Source organism: Pseudomonas mosselii (genome assembly GCF_003205295.1).
Taxonomy (GTDB): Bacteria; Pseudomonadota; Gammaproteobacteria; order Pseudomonadales; family Pseudomonadaceae; genus Aquipseudomonas; species Aquipseudomonas mosselii_B.
In genome coordinates, this window is sequence record NZ_QJRP01000015.1 from 1 (window position 1) to 23,598 (window position 23,598).

22 protein-coding genes are annotated in these 23,598 nt (G+C 64.6%); 7 read left to right on the plus strand and 15 right to left on the minus strand.

The window, feature by feature from the left end; genetic code table 11:
- The first annotated feature begins 51 nt into the window (after positions 1–51).
- The 4 genes from DMX06_RS15400 to DMX06_RS15415 all read left to right on the plus strand — a co-directional run bounded on the left by DMX06_RS15400 (position 52) and on the right by DMX06_RS15415 (position 2,912).
- Entirely contained in the window at positions 52–720 is a 669-nt protein-coding gene (locus DMX06_RS15400) for a FadR/GntR family transcriptional regulator (protein ID WP_110738280.1), read from the plus strand.
- A gap of 13 nt (positions 721–733) precedes the next feature.
- Entirely contained in the window at positions 734–2,014 is a 1,281-nt protein-coding gene (locus DMX06_RS15405; RefSeq protein WP_110738281.1) for a CynX/NimT family MFS transporter, read from the plus strand.
- A gap of 105 nt (positions 2,015–2,119) precedes the next feature.
- On the plus strand, positions 2,120–2,578 hold the full coding sequence (locus DMX06_RS15410) for a nuclear transport factor 2 family protein (RefSeq protein ID WP_110738282.1): 459 nt from the start codon (positions 2,120–2,122) through the stop codon (positions 2,576–2,578).
- Positions 2,579–2,621: 43 nt separating this feature from the next.
- The gene (locus DMX06_RS15415; RefSeq protein WP_110738283.1) at positions 2,622–2,912 is read left to right on the plus strand and encodes a GIY-YIG nuclease family protein; all 291 of its coding nucleotides are present in this window, start codon (positions 2,622–2,624) and stop codon (positions 2,910–2,912) included.
- 75 nt (positions 2,913–2,987) lie between these two features.
- Here the strand turns inward: DMX06_RS15415 and DMX06_RS15420 are convergent, their stop codons facing one another.
- From DMX06_RS15420 to yejK, 3 genes are all read right to left on the minus strand, one after another.
- A complete protein-coding gene (locus DMX06_RS15420; RefSeq protein WP_050704112.1) occupies positions 2,988–3,251 on the minus strand; it encodes a DUF3077 domain-containing protein in 264 nt (87 codons plus the stop codon).
- A gap of 119 nt (positions 3,252–3,370) precedes the next feature.
- Positions 3,371–3,613 (minus strand): hypothetical protein, encoded by a 243-nt coding sequence (locus DMX06_RS15425; RefSeq protein ID WP_046854291.1) that lies wholly within the window; start codon positions 3,611–3,613, stop codon positions 3,371–3,373.
- A gap of 420 nt (positions 3,614–4,033) precedes the next feature.
- Entirely contained in the window at positions 4,034–5,041 is a 1,008-nt protein-coding gene (gene yejK / locus DMX06_RS15430) for a nucleoid-associated protein YejK (RefSeq protein WP_062360406.1), read from the minus strand.
- A gap of 391 nt (positions 5,042–5,432) precedes the next feature.
- On the opposite strand from yejK, the gene DMX06_RS15435 reads away from it, so the two are divergent.
- Positions 5,433–5,714, plus strand: coding sequence for an HU family DNA-binding protein (locus tag DMX06_RS15435; protein WP_110738284.1), 282 nt, complete (start codon positions 5,433–5,435; stop codon positions 5,712–5,714).
- A 50-nt stretch (positions 5,715–5,764) separates the two neighbouring features.
- On the opposite strand, the gene rlmF is transcribed toward DMX06_RS15435, so the two are convergent.
- The 5 genes from rlmF to DMX06_RS15460 all read right to left on the minus strand — a co-directional run bounded on the left by rlmF (position 5,765) and on the right by DMX06_RS15460 (position 12,227).
- Complete coding sequence (gene rlmF, locus DMX06_RS15440) at positions 5,765–6,715, minus strand: 23S rRNA (adenine(1618)-N(6))-methyltransferase RlmF (protein ID WP_110738285.1); 951 nt, start codon at positions 6,713–6,715, stop codon at positions 5,765–5,767.
- Between the two features lie 162 nt (positions 6,716–6,877).
- Positions 6,878–9,724 carry a valine--tRNA ligase gene (locus tag DMX06_RS15445; RefSeq protein WP_110738286.1) on the minus strand — a complete coding sequence of 949 codons (2,847 nt, stop codon included), beginning with the start codon at positions 9,722–9,724 and terminating at the stop codon, positions 6,878–6,880.
- A 150-nt stretch (positions 9,725–9,874) separates the two neighbouring features.
- Positions 9,875–10,249: a DNA polymerase III subunit chi gene (locus DMX06_RS15450; RefSeq protein WP_110738287.1), complete on the minus strand. Its 375-nt coding sequence runs from the start codon at positions 10,247–10,249 to the stop codon at positions 9,875–9,877.
- Between the two features lie 5 nt (positions 10,250–10,254).
- Positions 10,255–10,683 carry a DNA polymerase III subunit chi gene (locus DMX06_RS15455; protein WP_110738288.1) on the minus strand — a complete coding sequence of 143 codons (429 nt, stop codon included), beginning with the start codon at positions 10,681–10,683 and terminating at the stop codon, positions 10,255–10,257.
- A gap of 50 nt (positions 10,684–10,733) precedes the next feature.
- Positions 10,734–12,227, minus strand: coding sequence for a leucyl aminopeptidase (locus tag DMX06_RS15460; protein WP_110738289.1), 1,494 nt, complete (start codon positions 12,225–12,227; stop codon positions 10,734–10,736).
- A 293-nt stretch (positions 12,228–12,520) separates the two neighbouring features.
- Between DMX06_RS15460 and lptF the strand changes: the two genes are divergently transcribed.
- Together lptF and lptG are read left to right on the plus strand one after the other, a co-directional pair.
- Positions 12,521–13,636 (plus strand): LPS export ABC transporter permease LptF, encoded by a 1,116-nt coding sequence (gene lptF, locus DMX06_RS15470; RefSeq protein WP_110738290.1) that lies wholly within the window; start codon positions 12,521–12,523, stop codon positions 13,634–13,636.
- The gene (gene lptG, locus DMX06_RS15475; RefSeq protein WP_110738291.1) at positions 13,629–14,690 is read left to right on the plus strand and encodes an LPS export ABC transporter permease LptG; all 1,062 of its coding nucleotides are present in this window, start codon (positions 13,629–13,631) and stop codon (positions 14,688–14,690) included. Before lptF ends, lptG begins: the two co-directional genes overlap by 8 nt.
- Before the next feature lie 216 nt (positions 14,691–14,906).
- Here lptG and DMX06_RS15480 read toward each other — a convergent pair whose 3' ends face one another.
- The 7 genes from DMX06_RS15480 to gltS form a co-directional block, all read right to left on the minus strand.
- Complete coding sequence (locus DMX06_RS15480; protein WP_110738292.1) at positions 14,907–15,395, minus strand: RDD family protein; 489 nt, start codon at positions 15,393–15,395, stop codon at positions 14,907–14,909.
- A 90-nt stretch (positions 15,396–15,485) separates the two neighbouring features.
- Positions 15,486–15,698, minus strand: coding sequence for a cold-shock protein (locus tag DMX06_RS15485; RefSeq protein WP_050704121.1), 213 nt, complete (start codon positions 15,696–15,698; stop codon positions 15,486–15,488).
- Between the two features lie 347 nt (positions 15,699–16,045).
- Complete coding sequence (gcvT, locus tag DMX06_RS15490; RefSeq protein ID WP_110738293.1) at positions 16,046–17,167, minus strand: glycine cleavage system aminomethyltransferase GcvT; 1,122 nt, start codon at positions 17,165–17,167, stop codon at positions 16,046–16,048.
- Between the two features lie 26 nt (positions 17,168–17,193).
- Positions 17,194–18,570, minus strand: a complete 1,377-nt coding sequence (locus tag DMX06_RS15495; protein WP_110738294.1) for an L-serine ammonia-lyase — start codon at positions 18,568–18,570, stop codon at positions 17,194–17,196.
- Between the two features lie 154 nt (positions 18,571–18,724).
- Positions 18,725–21,580 carry an aminomethyl-transferring glycine dehydrogenase gene (gene gcvP, locus DMX06_RS15500; protein ID WP_181427839.1) on the minus strand — a complete coding sequence of 952 codons (2,856 nt, stop codon included), beginning with the start codon at positions 21,578–21,580 and terminating at the stop codon, positions 18,725–18,727.
- Positions 21,581–21,589: 9 nt separating this feature from the next.
- Positions 21,590–21,973 (minus strand): glycine cleavage system protein GcvH, encoded by a 384-nt coding sequence (gene gcvH / locus DMX06_RS15505; protein WP_110738296.1) that lies wholly within the window; start codon positions 21,971–21,973, stop codon positions 21,590–21,592.
- Positions 21,974–22,251: 278 nt separating this feature from the next.
- Entirely contained in the window at positions 22,252–23,457 is a 1,206-nt protein-coding gene (gene gltS, locus DMX06_RS15510) for a sodium/glutamate symporter (protein ID WP_110738297.1), read from the minus strand.
- Positions 23,458–23,598: the final 141 nt, after the last annotated feature.

Below are 23,598 nucleotides of genomic sequence, written 5' to 3' on the forward strand. Positions count from 1 at the left end.
TGCCAAATCCCCCCCCAACCGCTTTCGCCCAACCCAAAGAAAATTCATCCGATGACTGGACGCACCCACCCCGTGACCCCGCTCGTCAAACGCTCCCTGGTAGAACAAGCCGTAGACCAGCTCCGCGACCGCATCGCCAAGGGCACCTGGTCCATAGGCCAACGCTTGCCCACAGAACCGGAGCTTGCCAGCGACCTGGGCATCAGCCGCAACACCGTCCGCGAGGCCATGCGCGTCCTGGCCTTCAGCGGCCTGGTGGAAATCCGCCAGGGCGACGGCAGCTACCTGCGTACCGCCGTGGACCCCTTGCAGGCCGTGCAGGTCATGTCCCGCTGCGCAGTCGAACACGCCCGCGAAACCCGCCATATCCTCGAAGCAGAAGCCATCGGCCTGGCCGCCGTACGCCGCACCGACGCCGACCTGCAGGCCTTGCACGAGGCCCTGCAGCACAGCGCGCGGCACTTCCATGGCGATGTCGACGCCTACGTCGAATGCGACCTGGTCTTCCACCAGCGCCTGGTGGACGCCGCCCACAACCCCGCCCTGAGCGAGCTGTACCGCTATTTCTCCAGCGTGGTCCGCGCCGCCCTGCAGCACAACATGACCACCGTCCCCCGTTGCCAGGCCGTGTTCGACCTGCACGGGCAGATCCTCGACGCCCTCGAACAACGCGATCCGGAGCGGGCCAAGCACCTGAGCCGGACCCTCATCGAATCCTGACAACGAGAAGGCCATGGCCGAACAACTGACCCGCAATACCGCTCCCCGCGAGGCGGAGCTCGATGAACTGCTGATCGACGCCGAAGCCGACGACGAGCAGGTCCAGCAACAGCCCGTGGTGCTGCGCAGGCCCTGGCTGTTGCTGCTGGGCCTGGTGCTGGTGGCGCTGAACCTGCGTCCGGCGCTGTCGAGCATGTCGCCACTGCTCGGCCAGGTGTCCGAAGGGTTGGGGCTCAGCGCTTCGCAAGCCGGGCTGCTGACCACCTTGCCGGTACTGTGCCTGGGCCTGTTCGCACCGCTGGCGCCGATCCTGGCGCGACGTTTCGGCAGCGAGCGGGTGATCTTCGGCATTCTGCTGACCCTGGCGCTGGGCATCCTGGTGCGCAGCACCCTGGGCGCCACTGGCGTGTTCCTCGGCAGCCTGATGGCGGGGGCGAGCATCGGCATCATCGGCGTGCTGCTGCCAGGTATCGTCAAGCGCGACTTCCCCCAGCACGCCGGTACCCTGACCGGCGTCTATACCATGGCGCTGTGCCTGGGCGCCGCGATGGCCGCCGGGGCCACGGTGCCCTTGACCCGCCACTTCGATGACAGCTGGGCGCTGGGGCTGGGCTTCTGGCTGCTGCCTGCCCTGCTGGCGATGCTGGTCTGGCTGCCCCAGTCCCGACAGGGCCATGGCGTGCACAAGGTGGCCTACCGCGTGCGCGGGCTGTGGCGCGACCCGCTGGCCTGGCAGGTGACGCTGTACATGGGCCTGCAATCGTCGCTGGCCTACATCGTGTTCGGCTGGCTGCCTTCGATCCTGATCGGCCGCGGGCTGAGCCCGACCGAGGCGGGGCTGGTGCTGTCCGGTTCGGTGATCGTGCAACTGATCAGCTCGCTGAGCGCGCCCTGGCTGGCCACGCGTGGCAAGGACCAGCGCCTGGCCATCGTGGTGGTGATGCTGGTGACCCTGGGCGGGTTGTTCGGCTGCCTGTATGCGCCGATCGAAGGGCTGTGGGGCTGGGCGATCCTGCTCGGCCTGGGGCAGGGCGGTACCTTCGCCCTGGCACTGACCCTGATCGTGCTGCGCTCCGGGGACGCCCATGTGGCGGCGAACCTGTCGAGCATGGCCCAGGGCGTGGGCTACACGCTGGCATCCATGGGGCCGTTCGCGGTGGGCCTGGTGCATGACTTGACCGGTGGCTGGAGCGCGGTGGGCTGGATTTTCGCGGTGCTGGGCGTCGGGGCGATCCTGTTCGGTCTCGGCGCCGGGCGGGCGCTGCATGTACAGGTCAGCAGCGAGCACGTTTAAGGCGCTGGCCTGCCCCGTGATCGTCATTCACGATGCGAATGGGCATGGTGTTGCTGGCATCCAGGCAGTATCTTGCGGGTTTCGCACCTTGCGCAGGAACAGTCCATGAGCGATGCCAACAGCGCCCTGATCACCCGTTTCTACCAGGCCTTCCAGCGCCTGGACGCCGAGGCCATGGTGGCCTGCTACAGCGAAGACATCGTCTTCCGCGACCCGGTCTTCGGCACCCTGCGCGGGCGTGACGCCGGTGACATGTGGCGGATGCTCACCGCCCGCGCCAAGGACTTCACTCTGACCTTCGACGACGTGCGCAGCGATGGCGCGCACTGGGTCGCGACCTACCTGTTCAGCCAGACCGGGCGGGTGGTGGTCAACGATATCCAGGCGCGCTTCGTGATCCGCGATGGGCTGATCTGCCAGCACGACGATACCTTCGACCTGTGGCGCTGGGCGCGTCAGGCGCTGGGTATGCCGGGTGTGCTGTTGGGCTGGACGCCGATGCTGCAGAACAAGGTGCGCCAGCAGGCGTTCAAGGGGCTTCGCGCATTCCAGCAGGCGCGCTGAGGCGTTAAGCTGGCGGCCTTCTTCCGTTGCACCGAACCGAGCCGTGAGCGAAACAACGCCTTCCCCCGACTGCAAACCCTGGTACGTCTACCTGGTGCGTGCCGCCAATGGCTCGTTGTACTGCGGTATCAGCGACGATCCGCAGCGACGGTTCATCAAGCACCAGAAAGGGCAGGGCGCGCGCTATTTCAAGACCAGCCCGGCGCAGGCGCTGGTGTATGTGGAGCAATGGCCGGACAAGGGCGAGGCCTTGCGCCAGGAGCGGTTGGTGAAGAAGCTGCGCAAGGCGGCGAAGGAGGCGTTGGTGGCGTCCTATGCCGGTGTCGCGGGGTAGTGTCCTCGTCACGGCACCCGAGACGGGTTGCAGCGCCTTGGCCCTACACACCTATGGCGCCGCGTTGTTCCCTGTTCAGTGTTTCATGCCTAGTTCGGCATCATCCATCAATGCCTTGGCCAGCGCGCTCAGGTAATACGAGGCCCAGAGCAACTGGGGCTTTTCCTCCATGATCCCGGTGATGGTCAGGTCACGTACGCAGCCCATCAGTTCCGAGGCCTGGTCGCGGGCGTGCTGGCAGGGGATGCCGGGTTCGATGCAGAACAGCGGGTCGGTCATGCCTTCGCCCTGATAGAACTTGGTCTTGCCGACGGTGGTGGGGGTGTTGTCTGTGGTCATGATTTTTCTCCCTGAAAGGGTCGGTGCCTGTGCGGGCGCCATCGCGGGGCAAGCCCGCTCCCACGCAGCCGAGGCCTACTGAGTGCTGGCGTGGGAGCGGGCTTGCCCCGCGATTGGGCTTAATGCAACGTCGGCGCCTGCGCCGGCATCTGTACCTGGATCAATGCCGCTTCGAGCAACACACGCAGCGACTCCATTTCATGCATCGACGCCATCATCAGCACGGCAGCCGGCGACCTGGGTTTGAGCTGCACGGCATGATGGGCCACGGTCAAGGCGCACAGGGCGTACTCGGTGGCCTGGATGAGGGTGTCTTCGAGGGAATGAGGGTTGTGGGGTGGATCGGGGACGATCTTTAGCATGTTGGTTAGCCTATCAAGTGGGCCACTACACGCTTGCTGTCAAACAAGAGGGTGGCAGCTGTACATGGGTTGACAGACCGGTAGGCAAACCAAAACCCGGCGCACATGAAGTGCCCCATGCACAGCAGCCATAGAAGGCAAAGCCGTTTGGTTTGACTAGTCGACCTGTCAAAGTCGATCGCTGAATGTGCAGCGACTGCCCGAGACTAGAGGCCAACCCAGACCACCGCAATGGCTTGAAAGGGCTTGGGAGTATGTTTGGGAAATGGACTACAGGGAATGGGGAAAGTCTGATGATTCGGTGATCTGTTCGAGATCGCTGGGGCTGCTTTGCAGCCCTTTCGCGACGCAAGGCCGCTCCCACAGGGAAACGCGATCGCCTGTGGGGCGCGAAAGGGGCGCAACGCGCCCCCGGCGATTTCAGTCCTTGCGCCGCTTCAACTGGTCGATCAGCTGCGTCGGCAAGCCCTTGATCACCAGCGTCCCGGCTTCCTCGTCATACTCCACCTTCGACCCCAGCAAATGCGCCTCGAAGCTGATCGACAACCCCTCGGCACGCCCGGTAAAGCGGCGGAACTGGTTCAGGGTGCGCTTGTCGGCCGGGATTTCCGGCGACAGCCCGTAGTCGCTGTTGCGGATATGGTCGTAGAACGCCTCGGGCCGGTCTTCGTCGATCAGGCTGGAGAGCTCCTCAAGCGTCACCGGCTCGCCCAGCTTGGTCTGGGTGGTGGCGTAGTCGACCAGGGTCTGGGTCTTCTCTCGGGCGGACTCTTCCGGCAGGTCTTCTTTCTCCACGAAGTCGCTGAAGGCCTTGAGCAGGGTGCGGGTTTCGCCCGGGCCGTCGACGCCTTCCTGGCAGCCGATGAAGTCGCGGAAATAATCCGAGACCTTCTTGCCGTTCTTGCCCTTGATGAACGAGATGTACTGCTTGGAGTTCTGGTTGTTCTTCCACTCGGACAGGTTGACCCGCGCCGCCAGGTGCAGCTGGCCCAGGTCCAGGTGCCGCGACGGAGTGACGTCGAGTTCGGCGTTCACCGCCACGCCTTCGCTGTGGTGCAGCAGGGCGATGGCCAGGTACTCGGTCATGCCTTGCTGGTAATGGGCGAACAGCACGTGGCCGCCGGTGGACAGGTTGGACTCTTCCATCAGCTTCTGCAGGTGCTCGACGGCGACGCGGCTGAAGGCGGCGAAGTCCTTTTCCTCGTCCAGGTACTGCTTGAGCCAGCCGCTGAACGGGTAGGCGCCGGACTCGCCGTGGAAAAAGCCCCAGGCTTTGCCTTGCTTGGCGTTGTAGCTGTCGTTGAGGTCGGCCAGCAGGTTCTCGATGGCGTCGGAGGCTGCCAGTTCGCTGTCGCGCGCATGGAGCACGGCGGGGCTGCCATCGGGCTTCTTGTCGATCAGGTGAACGATGCAATGACGGATTGGCATGGAATTCTCGGTGGTGTGAGCGGTGAAAAGCCGCGCTGCAAAAGTCGTTCAGTTTAACCCAGGGCGAGGGTGGTGCAGTGGCCAGATGTTGGCGTAAATGTCGGTTGTTTGTTTTTTGTTCAAAAATTTGCGATTTTTCTGAAAACCCCCGAAAAACCTGAACAAAAACGCGGTCGACAGCGGATATTTCTCGATTCCTGTGGTAGCTTTGCGCGGTCTTGCGCCCCTTGGGTGGCGCATTGCTGGCAGATCGCTTGCGCGGTGTCGAACCAAACGCCGATTTGCGTATCTACATACGCGATCGACGCGGCCTCTGGATTGTCCCGGGCTGGCCCGACCACCGACCAAGCATGCTGCACAACCTCTGATTTGATAGGGAAGGAACACCACCATGGCACTGACCAAAGACCAACTGATTGCCGACATCGCTGAAGCTATCGACGCGCCGAAAACCACCGCGCGTAATGCACTGGAGCAACTGGGCCAGATCGTTGCCGACCAACTGGAAAACGGCGCTGAAATCACCCTGCCAGGCATCGGCAAGCTGAAAGTCTCCGAGCGTCCTGCCCGTACCGGCCGCAACCCTTCGACTGGCGCTGCCATCGAAATCGCTGCCAAGAAAGTCGTCAAGTTCGTTCCAGCCAAAGTGCTGACCGACTCGATCAACAAGTAATTGTTGATGTGTTGACGAAACCGCGCCCGGCTTGCCCGGGCGCGGTTTTTTCATGCCTGTGATTTGCGCGCGGCATGCCATTGCTGGCGTGCGCTGTCGTCCTGGAAACTCCAGGCGACCATGCGGCTCTGCTTCTGCCCCTGGCCCATCTCGACGATGCGCAGGGCCTTCACCCCGGCCTTCTTCAAGGCCGACTCGATGCGCGGCAGGTTGCTGGCCTTGGACACCAGGCTGGTGAACCACAGCACCTGGGTCGCGTACTGGGCGCTTTCGGCGACCAGTTGGCTGACGAAGCGGATCTCGCCGCCTTCGCACCACAGTTCGTTGTTCTGCCCACCAAAGTTCAGCACCGGCAGCTTGCGCTTGGGGTCCTGCTTGCCGAGGTTCTTCCACTTGCGCTGGCTGCCACGGGTGGCTTCCTCGCGGGAGGCGTGGAACGGCGGGTTGCACAGGGTGACGTCGAAGCGTTCGTCGGCCTGCAGCAAGCCACTGAGAATATGCCTGGGCTGCGCTTGCTGGCGCAGGCTGATGGCCTTGTCGAGCTTGTTTGCCTGGACGATGGCCTTGGCCGAGGCCAGGGCCACGCCGTCGATGTCGGAGCCGGTGAAGCGCCAGCGGTAGTCGCTGTGGCCGAGCAGGGGGTAGATGCAGTTGGCGCCGACGCCGATATCCAGGGCGCGCACCTGGGCGCCGCGGGGGATCTCGCCGCCGTTGTCGTCGGCCAGCAGGTCGGCCAGCACGTGGATGTAGTCGGCCCGGCCGGGAATCGGCGGGCACAGGTAGTCGGCCGGGATATCCCAGTGCTGGATGCCGTACTGGGCCTTGAGCAGGGCGCGGTTGAACACCCGCACGGCCTCGGGGTTGGCGAAGTCGATGCTGGGCTTGCCGTAGGGGTTGGTGATGGTGAAGCGGGCCAGGTCCGGGTGTGCCTTGATCAGCGCGGGAAAGTCGTAGCGGCCCTGGTGGCGGTTGCGTGGGTGCAGGGTGGGTTTGTTGGTCATGGTCGGGTCCGGTGTTGCCGGCAGTGGGGCCGCTTTGCAGCCCTTTCGCGACACAAGGCCGCTCCTACAGGATAGCGGCGCCTTTCAAGCTGGCGCCGTCCTGTGGGAGCGGCCTTGTGTCGCGAAAGGGCCGCAACGCGGCCCCAGCGGTCTATCAGGTTGTTACAGCGCAGCAATCCGCGCATGCTGCTCGGTGAAGTTGGCCAGGGCCTGCTCCGACTCGGCCAGCTTGGCGCGTTCCTTCTCGATCACCGCAGGCGGTGCCTTGTCGACGAAGGCGGCGTTGGACAGCTTGCCGCCGACGCGCTGGACCTCGCCCTGCAGGCGCTGGATCTCCTTGCTCAGACGCGCAAGCTCCGCGTCCTTGTCGATCAGCCCGGCCATCGGCACCAGTACCTGCAGGTCACCTACCAGCGCGGTAGCCGACAGCGGCGCTTCGTCCTGCTCGCCGAGCACGGTGAACGACTCGACCTTGGCCAGTTTCTTCAGCAGGGCTTCGTTTTCCTGCAGGCGACGCTGGTCGTCGGCGTTGGCGTTCTTCAGGAACAGCGGCAGCGGCTTGCCCGGGCCGATGTTCATCTCGGCGCGGATGTTGCGCAGGCCCACCATCAGTTCCTTGAGCCACTCGATGTCGCCTTCGGCGGCGGCGTCGATGCGGCTTTCATTCGCTTCAGGCCATGGCTGCAGCATGATGGTCTTGCCTTCGATGCCGGCCAACGGCGCGATGCGCTGCCAGATCTCTTCGGTGATGAACGGCATGAACGGGTGTGCCAGGCGCAGGGCGACTTCCAGCACGCGCACCAGGGTGCGACGGGTGCCACGGGCGCGTTCGACCGGGGCGTTCTCGTCCCACAGTACCGGCTTGGACAGCTCCAGGTACCAGTCGCAGTACTGGTTCCAGATGAACTCGTACAGCGCCTGGCTGGCCAGGTCGAAGCGGAACTGCTCGAGCTGGCGGGTAACCTCGGCTTCGGTGCGCTGCAGCTGCGAGATGATCCAGCGGTCGGCCAGCGACAGCTCGTAGGCCTCGCCGTTCTGGCCGCAGTCCTCGCCCTTGTCCAGCACGTAGCGGGCGGCGTTCCAGATCTTGTTGCAGAAGTTGCGGTAGCCTTCGACGCGGCCCATGTCGAACTTGATGTCACGACCGGTGGAGGCCAGCGAGCAGAAGGTGAAGCGCAGGGCGTCGGTGCCGTAGCTGGCGATGCCTTCGGGGAACTCGGCCTTGGTCTGCTTGGCGATCTTCTCGGCAAGCTTGGGCTGCATCATGCCGCTGGTGCGTTTTTCCAGCAGGGCGTCGAGGGTGATGCCGTCGACGATGTCCAGCGGGTCGAGGACGTTGCCCTTCGATTTGGACATCTTCTGGCCCTGGCCGTCGCGGACCAGGCCGTGCACGTAGACGGTCTTGAACGGTACCTGCGGGGTGCCGTCCTCGTTCTTGATCAGGTGCATCGTCAGCATGATCATCCGGGCGACCCAGAAGAAGATGATGTCGAAGCCTGTGACCAGCACGTCGGTGGAATGGAACTTCTTCAGGAACTCGGTCTGCTCCGGCCAGCCGAGGGTGGAGAAGGTCCACAGGCCCGAGCTGAACCAGGTGTCGAGCACGTCGTCGTCCTGGCGCAGTTTCACCTCGCTGCCCAGGTTGTGCTTGGCGCGCACTTCGGCCTCGTCGCGGCCGACATAGACCTGGCCGGCCTCGTCGTACCAGGCCGGGATGCGGTGGCCCCACCACAGCTGGCGGCTGATGCACCAGTCCTGGATATCGCGCATCCAGGAGAAGTACATATTCTCGTACTGCTTGGGCACGAACTGGATGCGGCCGTCTTCCACGGCGGCGATGGCCGGTTCAGCCAGCGGCTTGGTGGAGACGTACCACTGGTCGGTCAGCCACGGCTCGATGACGGTGCCGGAACGGTCGCCTTTCGGGACTTTCAGGGCGTGGTCGTCGATGCTGACCAGCAGGCCCTGGGCGTCGAGGTCGGCAACCATCTGCTTGCGCGCCACGAAGCGGTCGAGGCCGGCGTACTGGGCCGGCAGCGAAGTGTCGATACCTTCGTTGACGCTGCCGTCGAGGTTGAACGCCTGCACGGCGGCCAGCACGGTGGCGTTCTTGTCGAAGATGTTCAGCAGCGGCAAATTATGGCGCTTGCCGACTTCATAGTCGTTGAAGTCGTGGGCCGGGGTGATCTTCACGCAGCCGGTGCCGAACTCCGGGTCGCAGTAGTCGTCGGCGACGATCGGGATGCGGCGGCCGACCAGCGGCAGTTCGACGAACTTGCCGATCAGCGCCTGGTAGCGCTCGTCGGTCGGGTTGACGGCGACGGCGACGTCACCGAGCAGGGTTTCCGGACGGGTGGTGGCGACCACCAGGTGGTCCTTGCCTTCGGCGGTCTTGGCGCCGTCGGCCAGCGGATAGCGCAGGTTCCACAGGTGGCCCTTCTCGTCGTGGTTCTCCACTTCGAGGTCGGAAATCGCCGTGTGCAGCTTGGTGTCCCAGTTGACCAGGCGCTTGCCGCGGTAGATCAGGCCGTCCTCGTGCAGGCGCACGAAAGCCTCTTTGACCGCTTCGGACAGGCCGTCGTCCATGGTGAAGCGCTCGCGGCTCCAGTCCACCGACGAGCCCAGGCGACGGATCTGACGGCTGATGTTGCCGCCCGATTGATCCTTCCACTCCCAGACCTTCTCCAGGAACTTGTCACGGCCCAGGTCATGGCGATTCTGGCCCTTGGCCTCGAGCTGGCGCTCCACCAGCATCTGGGTGGCGATACCGGCGTGGTCGGTGCCCGGCTGCCACAGGGTGTCGCGACCCTGCATGCGGCGGAAGCGGATCAGCGCGTCCATGATCGCGTTGTTGAAACCGTGGCCCATGTGCAGGCTGCCGGTCACGTTCGGCGGCGGGATCATGATGGTGTAGGACTCGCCTGCACCTTGTGGGGCGAAATAGTTCTCGGACTCCCAGGTGTTGTACCAGGAAGTTTCGATGGCGTGCGGCTGGTAGGTCTTATCCATGCGCGGCGGGACCCTTAGGCATTAATTCGGGAAAGCCGGGAAGTATAACCAAGCTGCGCGCTTCAAGACAGGTGTAGCGCCGATCGCGGGCCAAGCCCGCTCCCACGTGTTGTCGTGGGAGCGGGCTTGGCCCGCGATCGGGACGAATGGCTATTCTGAGCGCTTGAGCAAGCGCTCCAGCCGCGCATCGAGGCGTCGCTTGATCTCGGTCTCGATATGCGGGGTGAAGTCGTTGATCACGTCCTGCATGATCAGTTGCGCGGCGGCGCGCAGTTCGGCGTCCAGGTGTAGCAGGGTGTCCTGGCGGCGGGCCTGGGCATCCTCTTCAGGTGCCGGGGCCGCTACCGGCGCTGCCTCGGCGACGGGCGGCGCGGCGGCCGGCTCGTCGAGCAACAGGGGAATCTGCTCCACCGTCTCGGTCAGCAGCGGCGGTTGCAGGTCGGCGTCGCCCAGCAGCTCGCGGATCGACTCGAGGTCGTCGAGCAGGTGGGCGGAATGGGTCAGGGAGTTCAGCTGCTTGTCCATCGTCGTCAGAGTCGCTGTAAGCGGTGGTCTTGCAGAGCATAGCCCTGTTCGCGGTAGAAACGGAATCGCTCGCGTGCGGCCAGGCGGATGGCCGGTTCCTCGACGACGATCTCGGCGACCCGCTCGAACTGACCGACGAAGGCGGGGACATCGCCGCCCAGGTTGATCAGCAGGTCACGGTGTTCACCGGCATCGCTGCCGATACCCAGCGCGACAATGGCGTCCGGGTGCTGTTCGGCATGGTCGTGGGGCACGAAGGCCTCGCCCTTGAACTGCCACAGGCGCAGGTCGAGCTCGCTGCGCTGCGCTTCGTCCTGGCAATGCAGGTAGACCCGGTGGCCGAGGCGCCAGGCCTTTTCGCACAGCTTGCAGGCGAAATCCAGCCGCACCGACAGCGAGTCGCTGGGCAGGATGTAGAAATCGACTTTGCTCATGATCGTTCAGTGCCGGCCGGTGGCGCGTGGACGCCACCGGCCATGCGCCATCAGGCGCCGGCGCGGTCCAGCAGGTACTGGGTGAGCAGCGGTACCGGGCGGCCCGAGGCGCCCTTGTCCTTGCCGCCGCTGATCCAGGCGGTGCCGGCGATGTCCAGGTGCGCCCAGTGGTAGGCCTTGGCGAAGCGCGACAGGAAGCAGCCGGCGGTGATGGTGCCGGCCTTCGGGCCACCGATGTTGGCGATGTCGGCGAACGGGCTGTCCAGTTGTTCCTGGTACTCGTCGAACAGCGGCAGCTGCCAGGCGCGGTCGTCGGCACGCTTGCCGGCGTCCAGCAGTTGGCCGACCAGTTCGTCGTCGTTGCCCATCAGGCCCGAGGTATGGCTGCCCAGGGCGACGATGCAGGCGCCGGTCAGGGTGGCGATGTCGATCACCGCCTGCGGCTTGAAGCGCTCGGCATAGGTGAGGGTGTCGCACAGTACCAGGCGGCCTTCGGCGTCGGTGTTGAGGATCTCGACGGTCTGCCCGCTCATGGTGGTGACGATGTCGCCCGGACGGGTGGCGCCGCCGCTCGGCATGTTCTCGGCGCAGGCCAGCAGGCACACCAGGTTGATCGGCAGCTGCAGCTCGAGCACGGCGCGCAGGGTGCCGAACACGCTGGCGGCGCCGCACATGTCGTACTTCATCTCGTCCATGCCGGCGCCGGGTTTGAGGCTGATGCCGCCGGTGTCGAAGGTGATGCCCTTGCCGACCAGCACGAACGGCTTCTCGCTCTTCTTGCCGCCCTGGTAGTTGAGCACGATCAGCCGTGGTGGCTGGTCGCTGCCCTGGCCCACGGCGTAGAACGCGCCCATGCCCAGGTCCTTGATCTTCTTCTCGTCCAGCACCTCGACCTTGAGGCCCTTGTGCGCCTTGCCCAGGTCCTTGGCCTGCTCGGCCAGGAAGCTCGGGTGGCAGACGTTCGGCGGCAGGTTGCCCAGGTCGCGGGTGAAGGCCATGCCGGTGGCGATGGCACTGGCGTGCTTCACGGCGCGCTCGGCTTCGGCCTGGCCGGCCTTGGCGGTGAGCAGGGTGACTTTCTTGATGGCGCGGGGTTCGGCCTTCTGGCTCTTGTAGCGGTCGAACACGTAGTTGCCGTCGAGCAGGGTCTCGGCCAGCAGGCGGTACTTGCCGTAGTGGCCGTCGCGGCCGGTGACGGCGATGTCGTCCAGGGCCAGCACGGCGTCGCTGCCGCCCAGCCCCTTGAGCACGCCGGCGACGCTGGCGACCAGCTTGCGCCAGGCGCGGTCGCCGAGGGCTTCATCCTTGCCGCTGCCGACCAGCAGCACGCGCTCGGCCTTCAGGCCCGGCACGCTGTGCAGCAGCAGGGTCTGGCCCGGCTTGCCGGCCAGGTCGCCACGCTTGAGCAGCGCGCTGATCGCGCCTTCGCTGGCCTGGTCGATGGCCTTGGCGGTGGCGCCGAGCTTGCGCCCTTCACCGACGGGTACGACCAAGGTCGCGGTCTTGACGGATACAGCGGCTACGCTTTTTACAACCAATTCCATGTCTGGGGTCCCCGAATGATCTGTCTGTCAGTGGGCGCTGTCTTTCGCAGGCGCTCGGAAAACGCGGCTGGCGGGCGATGCCTGCCAGCGGAAAAGCTGCCAGTTTGAGCCTGCCGCGACCATGATGACAACCCCGATATGCGCCATGCTGCGCGGCCAAGTGACAGGCGCCGTCAATCACAGGATAATGCGCGCACTTTACATGGAGGTTCGCCTTGGCGAACCGGCATTGGTCTTGGCTGTCCGAATCGTTCGTTTGGCTTTCCGCCCCTGACAACCCAGGAGTGTCTGGTTTGATCGTCTTTCGTTATCTGTCCCGCGAGGTCCTGGTGACCTTGAGCGCCGTCAGCGCCGTGCTGCTGGTGATCATCATGAGCGGGCGCTTCATCAAGTACCTGGCCCAGGCGGCCCAGGGCGCGCTCGATCCAAGCGTGCTGTTCATGATCATGGGGTTCCGCCTGCCGGGCTTCCTGCAACTGATCCTGCCACTGGGGCTGTTCCTCGGCATCCTGCTCGCCTATGGCCGGTTGTATCTCGAAAGCGAGATGACCGTGCTGTCGGCCACCGGCATGAGCCAGCAGCGCCTGCTGACCGTGACCATGGTGCCGGCGGCCCTGGTTGCCCTGCTGGTCGCTTGGCTGAGCCTGAGCCTGGCGCCTTTGGGTGTTGCCCAGGTGCAGAAGATCATCGCCCAGCAGGATGCCCTGACCGAGTTCGACACCCTGGTGCCGGGCCGTTTCCAGACCCTGCGTGACGGTTCCCGGGTGACCTACACCGAGCAACTGTCCGATGACCGCGTCAAGCTCGGCGGGGTGTTCATCTCCGAGAAGCGCTTCAACCAGGACAAGACCAAGGACCGCGCGCCTTCGGTGCTGGTCGCCGAGAAGGGCCACCAGGAAGTGCAGGCCGACGGCAACCGCTACCTGGTGCTGGAGAACGGCTACCGCTACGACGGCAATCCGGGCCAGGCCGACTACCGGGCGATCAAGTACGACACCTATGGCGTGCTGCTGCCCAAGCCGGAAGTCGCCGAGGAAGTCACCGACCGCGAAGCGATCCCGACGTCCGAACTGTTCGGGCATGAAGGCATTCGCGAGCGAGCCGAGTTGCAATGGCGCCTGTCGCTGCCGCTGTTGGTGTTTGTCGTGACGTTGCTGGCGGTGCCGCTGTCGCGCGTCAATCCGCGCCAGGGCCGCTTCCTCAAGCTGCTGCCGGCGATCCTTTTGTACATGGCCTATCTGACGATGCTGATTTCCGTGCGTAGCGCCCTGGAGAAGGGCAAGCTGCCCATCTCGCTGGGTATGTGGTGGGTCCATGGCCTGTTCCTGCTGATCGGCCTGGCGCTGATGTACTGGGAGCCGTTGCGCCTCAAGCGCGCCGCCCGCCGTGCGGAGGTGGCCCGTGGTTAAACTTGACCGCTATATCGGCAAGAGCGTGTTGCTGGCGATCGCCGCCGTGCTGGGCATCATCCTCGGCCTGGCCTCGCTGTTCGCCCTGATCGACGAACTGAACGACCTGAGCGCGACCTACACCTTCATGGACGCTGGCAGCTTCGTCCTGCTGACCGCGCCGCGCCGACTTTACGACATGCTGCCGATGGCGGCCCTGATAGGCTGCCTGATTGGCCTGGGCAGCCTGGCCAGCAGCAGCGAACTGACCATCATGCGTGCCGCCGGCGTGTCCATTGGTCGCATCGTCTGGGCGGTGATGAAGCCGATGCTGGTGCTGATGCTGGTCGGTCTGCTGATCGGCGAGTACGTGGCCCCGGTGACCGAGAACAAGGCCCAGGCCGACCGTTCGCTGGCCCAGGGCGGTGGCGAGGCGCAAAGCTCCAAGCGCGGCATGTGGCACCGCCAGGGCGAGGAGTTCGTGCACATCAACTCGGTGCAGCCCAATGGCCTGCTGCTGGGTGTGACCCGCTACCGCTTCGACGCCGAGCGCAAGATCCAGACCTCCAGCTTCGCCCGCCGGGCGCAGTATGTGGAAGGCAAGTGGATGCTCAACGATGTCTCCACCACCTACTTCCGCGGCGACCACACCGAAGTGGTCAAGAGCCCTGAAGAGGTGTGGGACGTCTCGGTGACGCCGGAGCTGCTCAACACCGTGGTGCTGGCGCCGGAGTCGCTGTCGATCACCGGGCTGTGGGACTACATCCACTACCTGGCCGACCAGGGACTGAACAACTCGCGCTACTGGCTGGCGTTCTGGACCAAGGTCCTGCAACCGGCGGTCACCGCGGCGCTGGTATTGATGGCGATTTCGTTCATCTTCGGCCCGCTGCGTTCGGTCACCCTGGGTCAGCGCGTGTTCACCGGCGTGCTGGTGGGCTTCGTGTTCCGCATCGCCGGGGACCTGCTGGGGCCATCGAGCCAGGTGTTCGGCTTCCCGCCGTTGCTGGCGGTGGTGATCCCCGCAGGGATCTGTGCGCTGGCGGGCTTGTGGTTGATGCGCAGGGCGGGCTGATGGCCTGAGCTGCACAAAAAAGCCGACCCTTGGGTCGGCTTTTTTGTGCGCAACAGGACCATCAGGATTTACCCGTCCTCTGTAGGAGCGGCCTTGTGTCGCGAAAGGGCCGCAAAGCGGCCCCGGCGATCTTTGCTTAAACGCTGAAATCCTGGGGCCGCTGCGCGCCCCTTTCGCGACACAAGGCCGCTCCTACACGATCATTGTCAGCCTGGGTTACTTCTTGCGCTTGGGCAGACGCACCAACTGCGTCTCGGAATAGATGTCATGCCAGCTGCGCTGGCGCTTGTCGATCAACGACCAGAAGAACCCCAGCCCCAGGCACAGCCAGGACGCGATCGACACCAAAAAGCGTAGCAGCGCCTGCCACAGGCTGATGGCGCTGCCGTCCGCATTCTGCACGCGCATGCCCCATACCTGCATGCCCAAGGTCTGGCCGCCATGGGTCCAGAACTTGGCGAAGAAGCCGAACAGGGCGAACAGTAGGATCGTCGACAGCAACGGATCGCCATCCAGCGCACCGGCCTCGGTCAGTTCGCGCATGCGCGCTTGGCCGATGATCGCCATCTGGATCATCTTGTAGGCGCCGGCGGTGACGATCAGCAGGGCGGTGCACAGCAGGAAGTCATAGAACATCGCCGCCAGCCGGCGACCCAGGCCGACGGGGGGGAAGTCACCCTGGGGTGAGAGCAGGGGCTTGGACATGCAGGACGGCTCCGAATGGCGAAGCCGCTATTCTACGGGTAAAAAAAAGCCCCTGCACTTGGCAGGGGCTTTTTGAATTCGGGTAATCGCTTAGGCGACAACCTGAACTTTGTCAGCCTGCAGGCCTTTCTGGCCTTGCACGGCTTCGAAGGTGACTTTCTGGCCTTCTTTCAGGCTCTTGAAGCCGTTGCCTTCGATGGCACGGAAGTGAACAAACAGATCAGCACCGCTCTCAGGGGTGATGAAGCCGTAACCTTTCTCGTCATTGAACCACTTGACGGTACCGTTCTGACGCTCAGCCATTGTCTTATTTCCTATGAAACTTGAATTTTGATGACAGTTTCTTTCACGTTCTTGTAAGTGAAAGACTACTGGGCTGGGTTGCAGGAAAGTAAGAGACGTCGAACGGGTTGTAGCAGATTGCGGCTACTGGCCCAGGTCACGAACTGTTGCGACCCATGCAAACACAGTGCGATGACTCTACGCCAACTGCCGAGCGAAAAACAAGCCCTTGCGGTGGGGGAAAATCAGGGTTTTCCCGATAACCGAACGATTTGTCGGAAACGGCGTGGCGCCTGGCCTGGCGCTATGTTCAGAAGTTATTGGACAGGTTCGAAAACGAATATGTCGAACCCGTCCAAACCACTCATTCAGCCACGGTAGTAACGTTGCGCCACGAAAGGCATTTTGCTGACTTTAAGGGCAACTTGCTTGCCACGGACGACGGCAAACAATGCCGTGTCGAGGGCCGCATGTTCGCTATCGACATAGCCCATCGCCACGGGAGCGCCGAGCGTCGGGCCGAAGCCGCCACTGCACACTTCACCGACCACCTTGCCAGCCTGGTCGACGATCTGCGCACCCTCACGCACTGGCGTGCGTTCCTGGGGCAGCAGGCCGACCCGCTTGCGTGCCACGCCAGCCTGTTGCTGGGCGAACACGGTTTCGGCACCGGGGAAGCCACCGGCGCGCGTGCCATCGGCGCGGCGCACCTTGGAGATGGCCCACAGCAGGCTGGCCTCGATCGGGGTGGTGGTGGTGTCCATGTCGTGGCCGTACAGGCACAGGCCGGCTTCCAGGCGCAGCGAGTCACGTGCCCCCAGTCCGATCGGCTGTACCTCCGGCTCGGCCAGCAGGCGGCGGGCCAGGGCTTCGGCCTTGTCGGCCGGCACGGAAATTTCGAAACCGTCCTCACCGGTGTAGCCCGAGCGGCTGACATAGCAGTCGGCGCCGAGTAGTTGAACAGGCTGGAACTGCATGAACGTCATCTTCGCCACCGCAGGGGCCAGGCGCTCCAGCACCCTGACCGCCGCCGGGCCTTGCAGGGCGAGCAGGGCGCGTTCCTCGAACAGCGGCTGGATCTCGCAACGGCTGCCGATGTGCTGGCGCAGGTGGGCCAGGTCCTGGTCCTTGCAGGCGGCGTTGACCACCAGGAACAAGGTGTCGTCACCGAGGTTGGCGACCATCAGGTCGTCGAGGATGCCGCCCTCGGCGTTGGTGAACATGGCATAGCGCTGCATGCCCACCGGCAGGTCGATGATGTCCACCGGCACCAGGGTTTCCAGGGCTCGGGCGGCGTCGCTGCCGCGCAGGATGATCTGGCCCATGTGCGAGACGTCGAACAGGCCGGCCTGCTCGCGGGTGTGCAGGTGCTCCTTGAGCACGCCCAGCGGGTACTGTACCGGCATGTCGTAGCCGGCGAAGGGCACCATGCGCGCGCCCAGTTCCAGGTGCAGGGCGTGCAGCGGGGTCTTGTGCAGTGTTTCGGACATCGGTGACTCCTCGTTTTTTGTTCGGGTCAACATTCGATGATGTTGACGGCCAGACCGCCGCGGGCGGTCTCCTTGTACTTGCTTTTCATGTCGGCGCCGGTCTGGCGCATGGTGCGGATGACCTTGTCGAGGGAGACATAGTGCTGCCCGTCACCGCGCAGGGCCATGCGCACCGCGTTGATCGCCTTCACCGAGCCCATGGCGTTGCGCTCGATGCAGGGCACCTGGACCAGCCCGCCGATGGGGTCGCAGGTCAGGCCCAGGTTGTGTTCCATGCCGATCTCGGCGGCGTTTTCCACTTGCTGCGGGCTGCCGCCCATCACCTCGCACAGGGCGCCGGCGGCCATCGAGCAGGCCACGCCGACCTCGCCCTGGCAGCCGACCTCGGCACCGGAGATCGAGGCGTTTTCCTTGTAGAGGATGCCGATCGCCGCTGCTGTGAGCAGGAAGCGCACCACCCCGTCCTCATTGGCGCCGGGGACGAAGCGCATGTAGTAGTGCAGCACCGCCGGAACGATGCCGGCTGCGCCGTTGGTTGGCGCGGTGACCACGCGCCCGCCGTAGGCGTTTTCCTCGTTCACTGCCAGGGCGTAGAGGTTGACCCAGTCGAGTACCGACAGCGCATCGCGCAGGCTGGCCTCTGGATGACGGCTGAGCTGGCGGTACAGCGCCGGTGCGCGGCGCTTGACCTTCAGGCCACCCGGCAGGATGCCCTCATGCCTGCAACCCGCCTCGACGCAGTCTTGCATCACCTGCCAGATGCGCAGCAGGCCGGCGCGGGTTTCGGCCTCCGGGCGCCAGGCGGCTTCGTTGGCCAGCATCACCTGGCTGAATGACAACTGCTGGGTGGTGCAATGGGCCAGCAATTGCTTGCCGGTCTTGAACGGGTAGGCCAGCACGGTGCTGTCCTCGACGATGCGGTCATGGCCTGCCGCGTCTTCATCGACCACGAAGCCGCCGCCCACCGAGTAGTATTCGCGGCTGCGGATCTGCAGGCCGGCGGCGTCGAAGGCGCGGAAGATCATGCCGTTGGGGTGGTACTCCAGCGGCTTGCGGATCATCGCCAGGTGCTGCTTCTCGACGAAGGTGATTTCGTGTTCGCCGAGCAGGCGCAGGCGGCCGCTGTCGCGGATTGCCTGCAGGCGTGCGGGGATGGACTCGGTGTCGACGGTGTCGGGGTGCTCACCCTCGAGCCCCAGCAACACGGCCTTGTCGCTGCCGTGGCCCTTGCCGGTGGCGCCGAGCGAGCCGTACAGCTCGGCCTTGACGCTGACCGTGCCGGCCAACAGGCCGTCACGGCGCAGGCCTTCGGCGAAGCGCGCAGCGGCGCGCATCGGGCCGACCGTGTGCGAGCTGGAGGGGCCGATGCCGATCTTGAACAGGTCGAAGACGCTCAGGGACATGGTGATCTCCTAACCGGCTCTTGGGGTTGATGGTGACCTTGTGGGAGCGGGTTTACCCGCGAATGCGTCGGTGAACTCACTATCGCATTCGCGGGTAAACCCGCTCCCACAGGGGCCGAGGCCCGCCTCACAGGTGTGGGCAGGCCTGGAGCTATCAAACGTCCTGATAGCTCTCGATCGACGGGCAGGCGCAGATCAGGTTGCGGTCGCCGAACACGTTGTCGACCCGGCCCACCGGCGGCCAGTACTTGCCTTCCACCAGACTCGGCAGCGGATAAACGGCCTGCTCGCGGCTGTAGCCGTGGGTCCATTCGCCGGCCAGCTCCGCCGCGGTGTGCGGGGCGTTCTTCAGCGGGTTGTCGTCCTTGTCCAGGCTGCCGTTCTCGACGGCGCGAATTTCCTCGCGGATCTGGATCATCGCGTTGCAGAAGCGGTCCAGCTCTTCTTTGGACTCGCTTTCGGTCGGTTCGATCATCAGCGTGCCGGCCACCGGGAAGGACATGGTCGGAGCGTGGAAGCCGAAATCGATCAGGCGCTTGGCCACGTCGTCGACGCTGATACCGCTGGTGTCCTTGAGCGGACGCAGGTCGAGGATGCACTCATGCGCCACCAGGCCGTTGCCGCCGGTGTACAGCACAGGATAGTGCTCTTCCAGGCGACGGGCGATGTAGTTGGCGTTGAGGATCGCCATCTGCGAGGCGCGCTTGAGGCCGGCGCCACCCATCATTCGAATGTACATCCAGGTGATCGGCAGGATGCTGGCGCTGCCGAACGGTGCGGCGCACACGGCGCCCGCAGTGTTCTCCAGCGTCGCGTGGCCGGGCAGGAACGGCGCCAGGTGCGACTTGACGCCGATCGGGCCGACGCCCGGGCCGCCACCGCCGTGGGGGATGCAGAAGGTCTTGTGCAGGTTCAGGTGCGAGACGTCGCCGCCGAACTTGCCCGGGGCGCACAGGCCGACCATGGCGTTCATGTTGGCACCGTCGATGTACACCTGGCCGCCGTTGTCGTGGATGATCGCGCAGATCTCGCCGATGGCTTCCTCGAACACGCCGTGGGTCGACGGGTAGGTGATCATGATCGCCGCCAGGCGCTCACGGTGCTCGATGGCCTTGGCGCGCAGGTCGTCGATGTCGACGTTGCCGCGGGCGTCACAGGCGGTGACGACCACGCGCATGCCGGCCATGTGCGCGGTGGCGGGGTTGGTGCCGTGGGCCGAGGACGGGATCAGGCAGATGTCGCGGTGGCTGTCGCCACGGCTGCGGTGATAGGCACGGATCGCCAGGAGGCCCGCGTACTCGCCCTGGGAACCGGCGTTGGGCTGCAGCGACACGGCGTCATAGCCGGTGGCGGCGCAGAGCATGGCCTCCAGCTCGGTGGTCATCTGCAGGTAGCCCTGGCTCTGCTCGGCTGGGGCGAACGGGTGCAGGTTGCCGAACTCGCCCCAGGTCACCGGGATCATCTCGCTGGCGGCGTTGAGCTTCATGGTGCACGAACCCAGCGGGATCATGCTGCGGTCCAGCGCCAGGTCCTTGTCGGCCAGGCGGCGCAGGTAGCGCATCAGCTCGGTTTCGCTGTGATAGCGGTTGAACACCGGGTGCTCGAGGATGGCCGACTGGCGCAGCAGGCCGGCCGGCAGGCGTACGGCGACGCTGTTGGCCAGGGCGGCAAAGTCCGGGGTGGCCTGGCCGTCGGCGAACAGCTGCCACAGGGCCTCGACATCGGCCTGGCTGCTGGTTTCGTCCAGCGACAGGCCCAGGTGGGCGGTGTCGACCTGGCGCAGGTTGATGCCCTGGGCGCGGGCCTTGTCGTGCAGGGCGCTGGTGGCGCTGCCGGTGGCCAGGGTCAGGGTGTCGAAGAAGTCGCTGGTGACCACTTTCACGCCCAGCTTGGTCAGGCCGGTGGCGAGGATCGCGGTCAGCGCGTGGGTACGCTCGGCGATGCGCTTGAGGCCGGCCGGGCCGTGGTACACGGCGTACATGCTGGCGATGTTGGCCAGCAGCACCTGGGCGGTGCAGATGTTGCTGGTGGCCTTCTCGCGGCGGATGTGCTGCTCGCGGGTCTGCATCGCCAGGCGCAGGGCGCTCTTGCCGAAGCGGTCGATCGACACGCCGACCAGGCGGCCAGGCATGTCGCGCTTGAACGCATCGCGGGTGGCGAAGTAGGCCGCGTGCGGGCCACCGAAGCCCAGCGGTACACCGAAGCGCTGGGCGCTGCCGATGGCCACGTCGGCGTCGAACTCGCCCGGTGGGGTGAGCAGGGTCAGGGCCAGCAGGTCGGCGGCCACGGCCACCAGGGCGCCTGCGGCGTGGAAGCGTTGCACCACTGCGCGGTAGTCGAACACGTCACCGTTGCTGGCCGGGTACTGCAGCAGGGCGCCGAAGTAGGCGCTGACGTCGCCCAGTTCATGCTCGTCGCCCACTACCACCTCGATGCCCAGCGGCTCGGCACGGGTGCGCAGCACGTCGAGGGTCTGCGGGTGGCAGTGCGCGGAGGCGAAGAAGGCATGGCTGGCCTTGTTCTTCGACAGACGCTTGCAGAAGGTCATGGCTTCTGCGGCGGCGGTGGCTTCGTCGAGCAGGGAGGCGTTGGCGATCGGCAGGCCGGTGAGGTCGCTGATCAGGGTCTGGAAGTTCAGCAGCGCTTCCAGGCGGCCTTGGGAGATCTCTGGCTGGTACGGGGTGTAGGCGGTGTACCAGGCGGGGTTTTCCAGCAGGTTGCGCAGGATCGGTGCCGGGGTGTGGGTGTTGTAGTAGCCCTGGCCGATGTAGCTCTTGAACAGCTGGTTCTTGCCGGCAATGGCTTTCAGCGCGGCGAGGGCGTCGGCTTCGCTCTGGCCGTCTGCGCTGCCGAGCACACTGGTGCCCTTGATGCTGTCGGGGATGACCGCGGCGGTCATCGCTTCCAGCGAGTCGAAGCCCAGGGTGGTGAGCATGGCCTGCTCGTCAGCGGCACGTGGGCCGATGTGACGGGCGATGAATTCGTTGGCGGTGCCGAGGTTGATGGTCATGGTCATTCCTCAGGCGTCGTCGTTGGCTTTGATCAGGCGGTCGTAGGCGTCCTGGTCGAGCAGGGCGGCCACTTGGCTCATGTCGGCGGGAATGAAGCGGAAGAACCAGCCCTCGCCGAGCGGGTCTTCGTTGACCAGTTCGGGGCTGTCCTCCAGGCCTGGGTTGACCGCGACCACTTCACCGCTCAGCGGCATGTACACACCGCTCGCGGCTTTCACCGACTCCACGGTGGAGGCTTCGGCGCCCTTGTCGTACTGCTGCAGTTCCGGCAGTTGCACATAGACCACGTCGCCGAGGGCGTTCTGGGCGTAGGCGGTGATGCCCACGGTGACGCTGCCGTCGGCTTCGACGCGCAGCCATTCGTGATCTTCGGTGAAACGCAACTCGCTCATGGGAATTCCTCGGGAAGCAGGGGGCGTTGGGCGCGGTAGGCTCCGCGCTCTTAAGGTTGGAATTCCCCTAGCAATAATGTGGCCAGCTTGTAAAAGTCCTTATAAATCAGTTACTTAATTAGTGCTGGTTGTCTTGTGTCAGCTTTCGTGGAACGAAATCGATACATCCAGGCCTGAAATGCAAAGTGTTGTAGGATCAAGTCCTTGCACAGACGCCCTTCAGTGCGTCTGTATTTGTTTCGATACGGCGTATCGATTTCAATACGTGCTTCCTGCGGTCAACTCGCGGCAAACAGTGGCAAAGCCAGGTAGAACTTGATCACGATGACATTGATGATATCGATGAAGAACGCGCCCACCATGGGAACGACGAGGAATGCCAGCTGCGAAGGCCCATAGCGTTGCGTGACGGCTTGCATGTTGGCGATGGCCGTTGGCGTGGCCCCGAGGCCGAAGCCACAGTGCCCCGCAGCCAGTACCGCCGCATCGTAGTTGCGTCCCATCACCCTGAATGTCACGAAGATCGCGAATAGCGCCATGACCAGTGTCTGCGTTGCCAGAAGAATCAAAAATGGCAAGGCCAGGGACGCCAGGTCCCATAGTTTCAACGACATCAGGGCGATTGCCAGGAACAGCGACAGGCTGACATTGCCCAGCACCGAAACCTCCCGCTCGAACACCTGGTAAAGGCCCAGCGCCGAAAGCGCATTGCGCAGCAGCACGCCGACAAACAGCACGCAGACGAAGGTCGGCAGCTCCAAAGCGGTCCCCTGGAGCAGGCCGTTGAGCAGCGAGCCGGCCAGCAGGCTGACGGCGATCAGGGCGATGGTTTCAACCAGGGAAAAAGGGGTGATCAGGCGCTCCTTGTTCGGTTGTTCGAAGCCTTTTGGCAGCTGCGGCGTTGCCTGTTGGATGCCGGGCGTCTGGATGCCTTTGATCAGCAGGCGTGCGACCGGGCCACCGATCAGGCCACCCAGCACCAGGCCAAACGTGGCACAGGCCATCGCCAGTTCCGTGGCGGAGGCCAACCCGTAGGTTTCACTGAAGGTCGCGCCCCACGCGGCGCTCGTGCCGTGGCCGCCCGACAGGGAGATCGAGCCGGACAGCAGGCCCATCAATGGGTCGAGGCCCAATGCCTTGGCCAGCCCGATGCCCATGGCGTTCTGCACGAGCAGGAGCCCCACGACCGCCAGCAGGAACGTCGCGACGATGCGTCCGCCTTTTTTCAGGCTGGCGATGTCCGCGTTCAGGCCGATGGTGGCGAAGAATGCCAGCATCAAGGGCGATTGCAGAGACGTATCGAACTGAACCCTGACGTCCAGGCTGCGCAGGCCCAGCAGGACAAGGGCGACTACCAAACCGCCTGCGACCGGTTCGGGAATATTGTAGGTGCGTAGAAAGCCAATCCGTTGAACCAGGCCACGTCCGAGCAGAAGGACCAGTGAGGCGGCTACTAGGGTTCCGTAAAAATCGAGTTCAAGCATTCAACGTACTCTTTCGACATGGTGCGGAGGCTGCTGGGATGCGCCTCCAGGACAGAGTCGACATGGTACGTGTCAGGATTCGGAAAGAATTGGTTTGCTTGTAGGGGTATTCTGAAAGATCGCGCGGGCTTTTCGTATGGG

What these genes read in the sequence shown, in the direction of transcription:
- DMX06_RS15400 (WP_110738280.1), top strand. Translation starts at nt 52, where the DNA reads ATGACTGGACGCACCCACCCCGTGACCCCGCTCGTCAAACGCTCCCTG.
- DMX06_RS15405 (WP_110738281.1), top strand. Translation starts at nt 734, where the DNA reads ATGGCCGAACAACTGACCCGCAATACCGCTCCCCGCGAGGCGGAGCTC.
- DMX06_RS15410 (WP_110738282.1), top strand. Translation starts at nt 2,120, where the DNA reads ATGAGCGATGCCAACAGCGCCCTGATCACCCGTTTCTACCAGGCCTTC.
- DMX06_RS15420 (WP_050704112.1), bottom strand. Translation starts at nt 3,251, where the DNA reads ATGACCACAGACAACACCCCCACCACCGTCGGCAAGACCAAGTTCTAT.
- DMX06_RS15425 (WP_046854291.1), bottom strand. Translation starts at nt 3,613, where the DNA reads ATGCTAAAGATCGTCCCCGATCCACCCCACAACCCTCATTCCCTCGAA.
- yejK (WP_062360406.1), bottom strand. Translation starts at nt 5,041, where the DNA reads ATGCCAATCCGTCATTGCATCGTTCACCTGATCGACAAGAAGCCCGAT.
- DMX06_RS15435 (WP_110738284.1), top strand. Translation starts at nt 5,433, where the DNA reads ATGGCACTGACCAAAGACCAACTGATTGCCGACATCGCTGAAGCTATC.
- rlmF (WP_110738285.1), bottom strand. Translation starts at nt 6,715, where the DNA reads ATGACCAACAAACCCACCCTGCACCCACGCAACCGCCACCAGGGCCGC.
- DMX06_RS15445 (WP_110738286.1), bottom strand. Translation starts at nt 9,724, where the DNA reads ATGGATAAGACCTACCAGCCGCACGCCATCGAAACTTCCTGGTACAAC.
- DMX06_RS15450 (WP_110738287.1), bottom strand. Translation starts at nt 10,249, where the DNA reads ATGGACAAGCAGCTGAACTCCCTGACCCATTCCGCCCACCTGCTCGAC.
- DMX06_RS15455 (WP_110738288.1), bottom strand. Translation starts at nt 10,683, where the DNA reads ATGAGCAAAGTCGATTTCTACATCCTGCCCAGCGACTCGCTGTCGGTG.
- DMX06_RS15460 (WP_110738289.1), bottom strand. Translation starts at nt 12,227, where the DNA reads ATGGAATTGGTTGTAAAAAGCGTAGCCGCTGTATCCGTCAAGACCGCG.
- DMX06_RS15480 (WP_110738292.1), bottom strand. Translation starts at nt 15,395, where the DNA reads ATGTCCAAGCCCCTGCTCTCACCCCAGGGTGACTTCCCCCCCGTCGGC.
- DMX06_RS15485 (WP_050704121.1), bottom strand. Translation starts at nt 15,698, where the DNA reads ATGGCTGAGCGTCAGAACGGTACCGTCAAGTGGTTCAATGACGAGAAA.
- gcvT (WP_110738293.1), bottom strand. Translation starts at nt 17,167, where the DNA reads ATGTCCGAAACACTGCACAAGACCCCGCTGCACGCCCTGCACCTGGAA.
- DMX06_RS15495 (WP_110738294.1), bottom strand. Translation starts at nt 18,570, where the DNA reads ATGTCCCTGAGCGTCTTCGACCTGTTCAAGATCGGCATCGGCCCCTCC.
- gcvP (WP_181427839.1), bottom strand. Translation starts at nt 21,580, where the DNA reads ATGACCATCAACCTCGGCACCGCCAACGAATTCATCGCCCGTCACATC.
- gcvH (WP_110738296.1), bottom strand. Translation starts at nt 21,973, where the DNA reads ATGAGCGAGTTGCGTTTCACCGAAGATCACGAATGGCTGCGCGTCGAA.
- gltS (WP_110738297.1), bottom strand. Translation starts at nt 23,457, where the DNA reads ATGCTTGAACTCGATTTTTACGGAACCCTAGTAGCCGCCTCACTGGTC.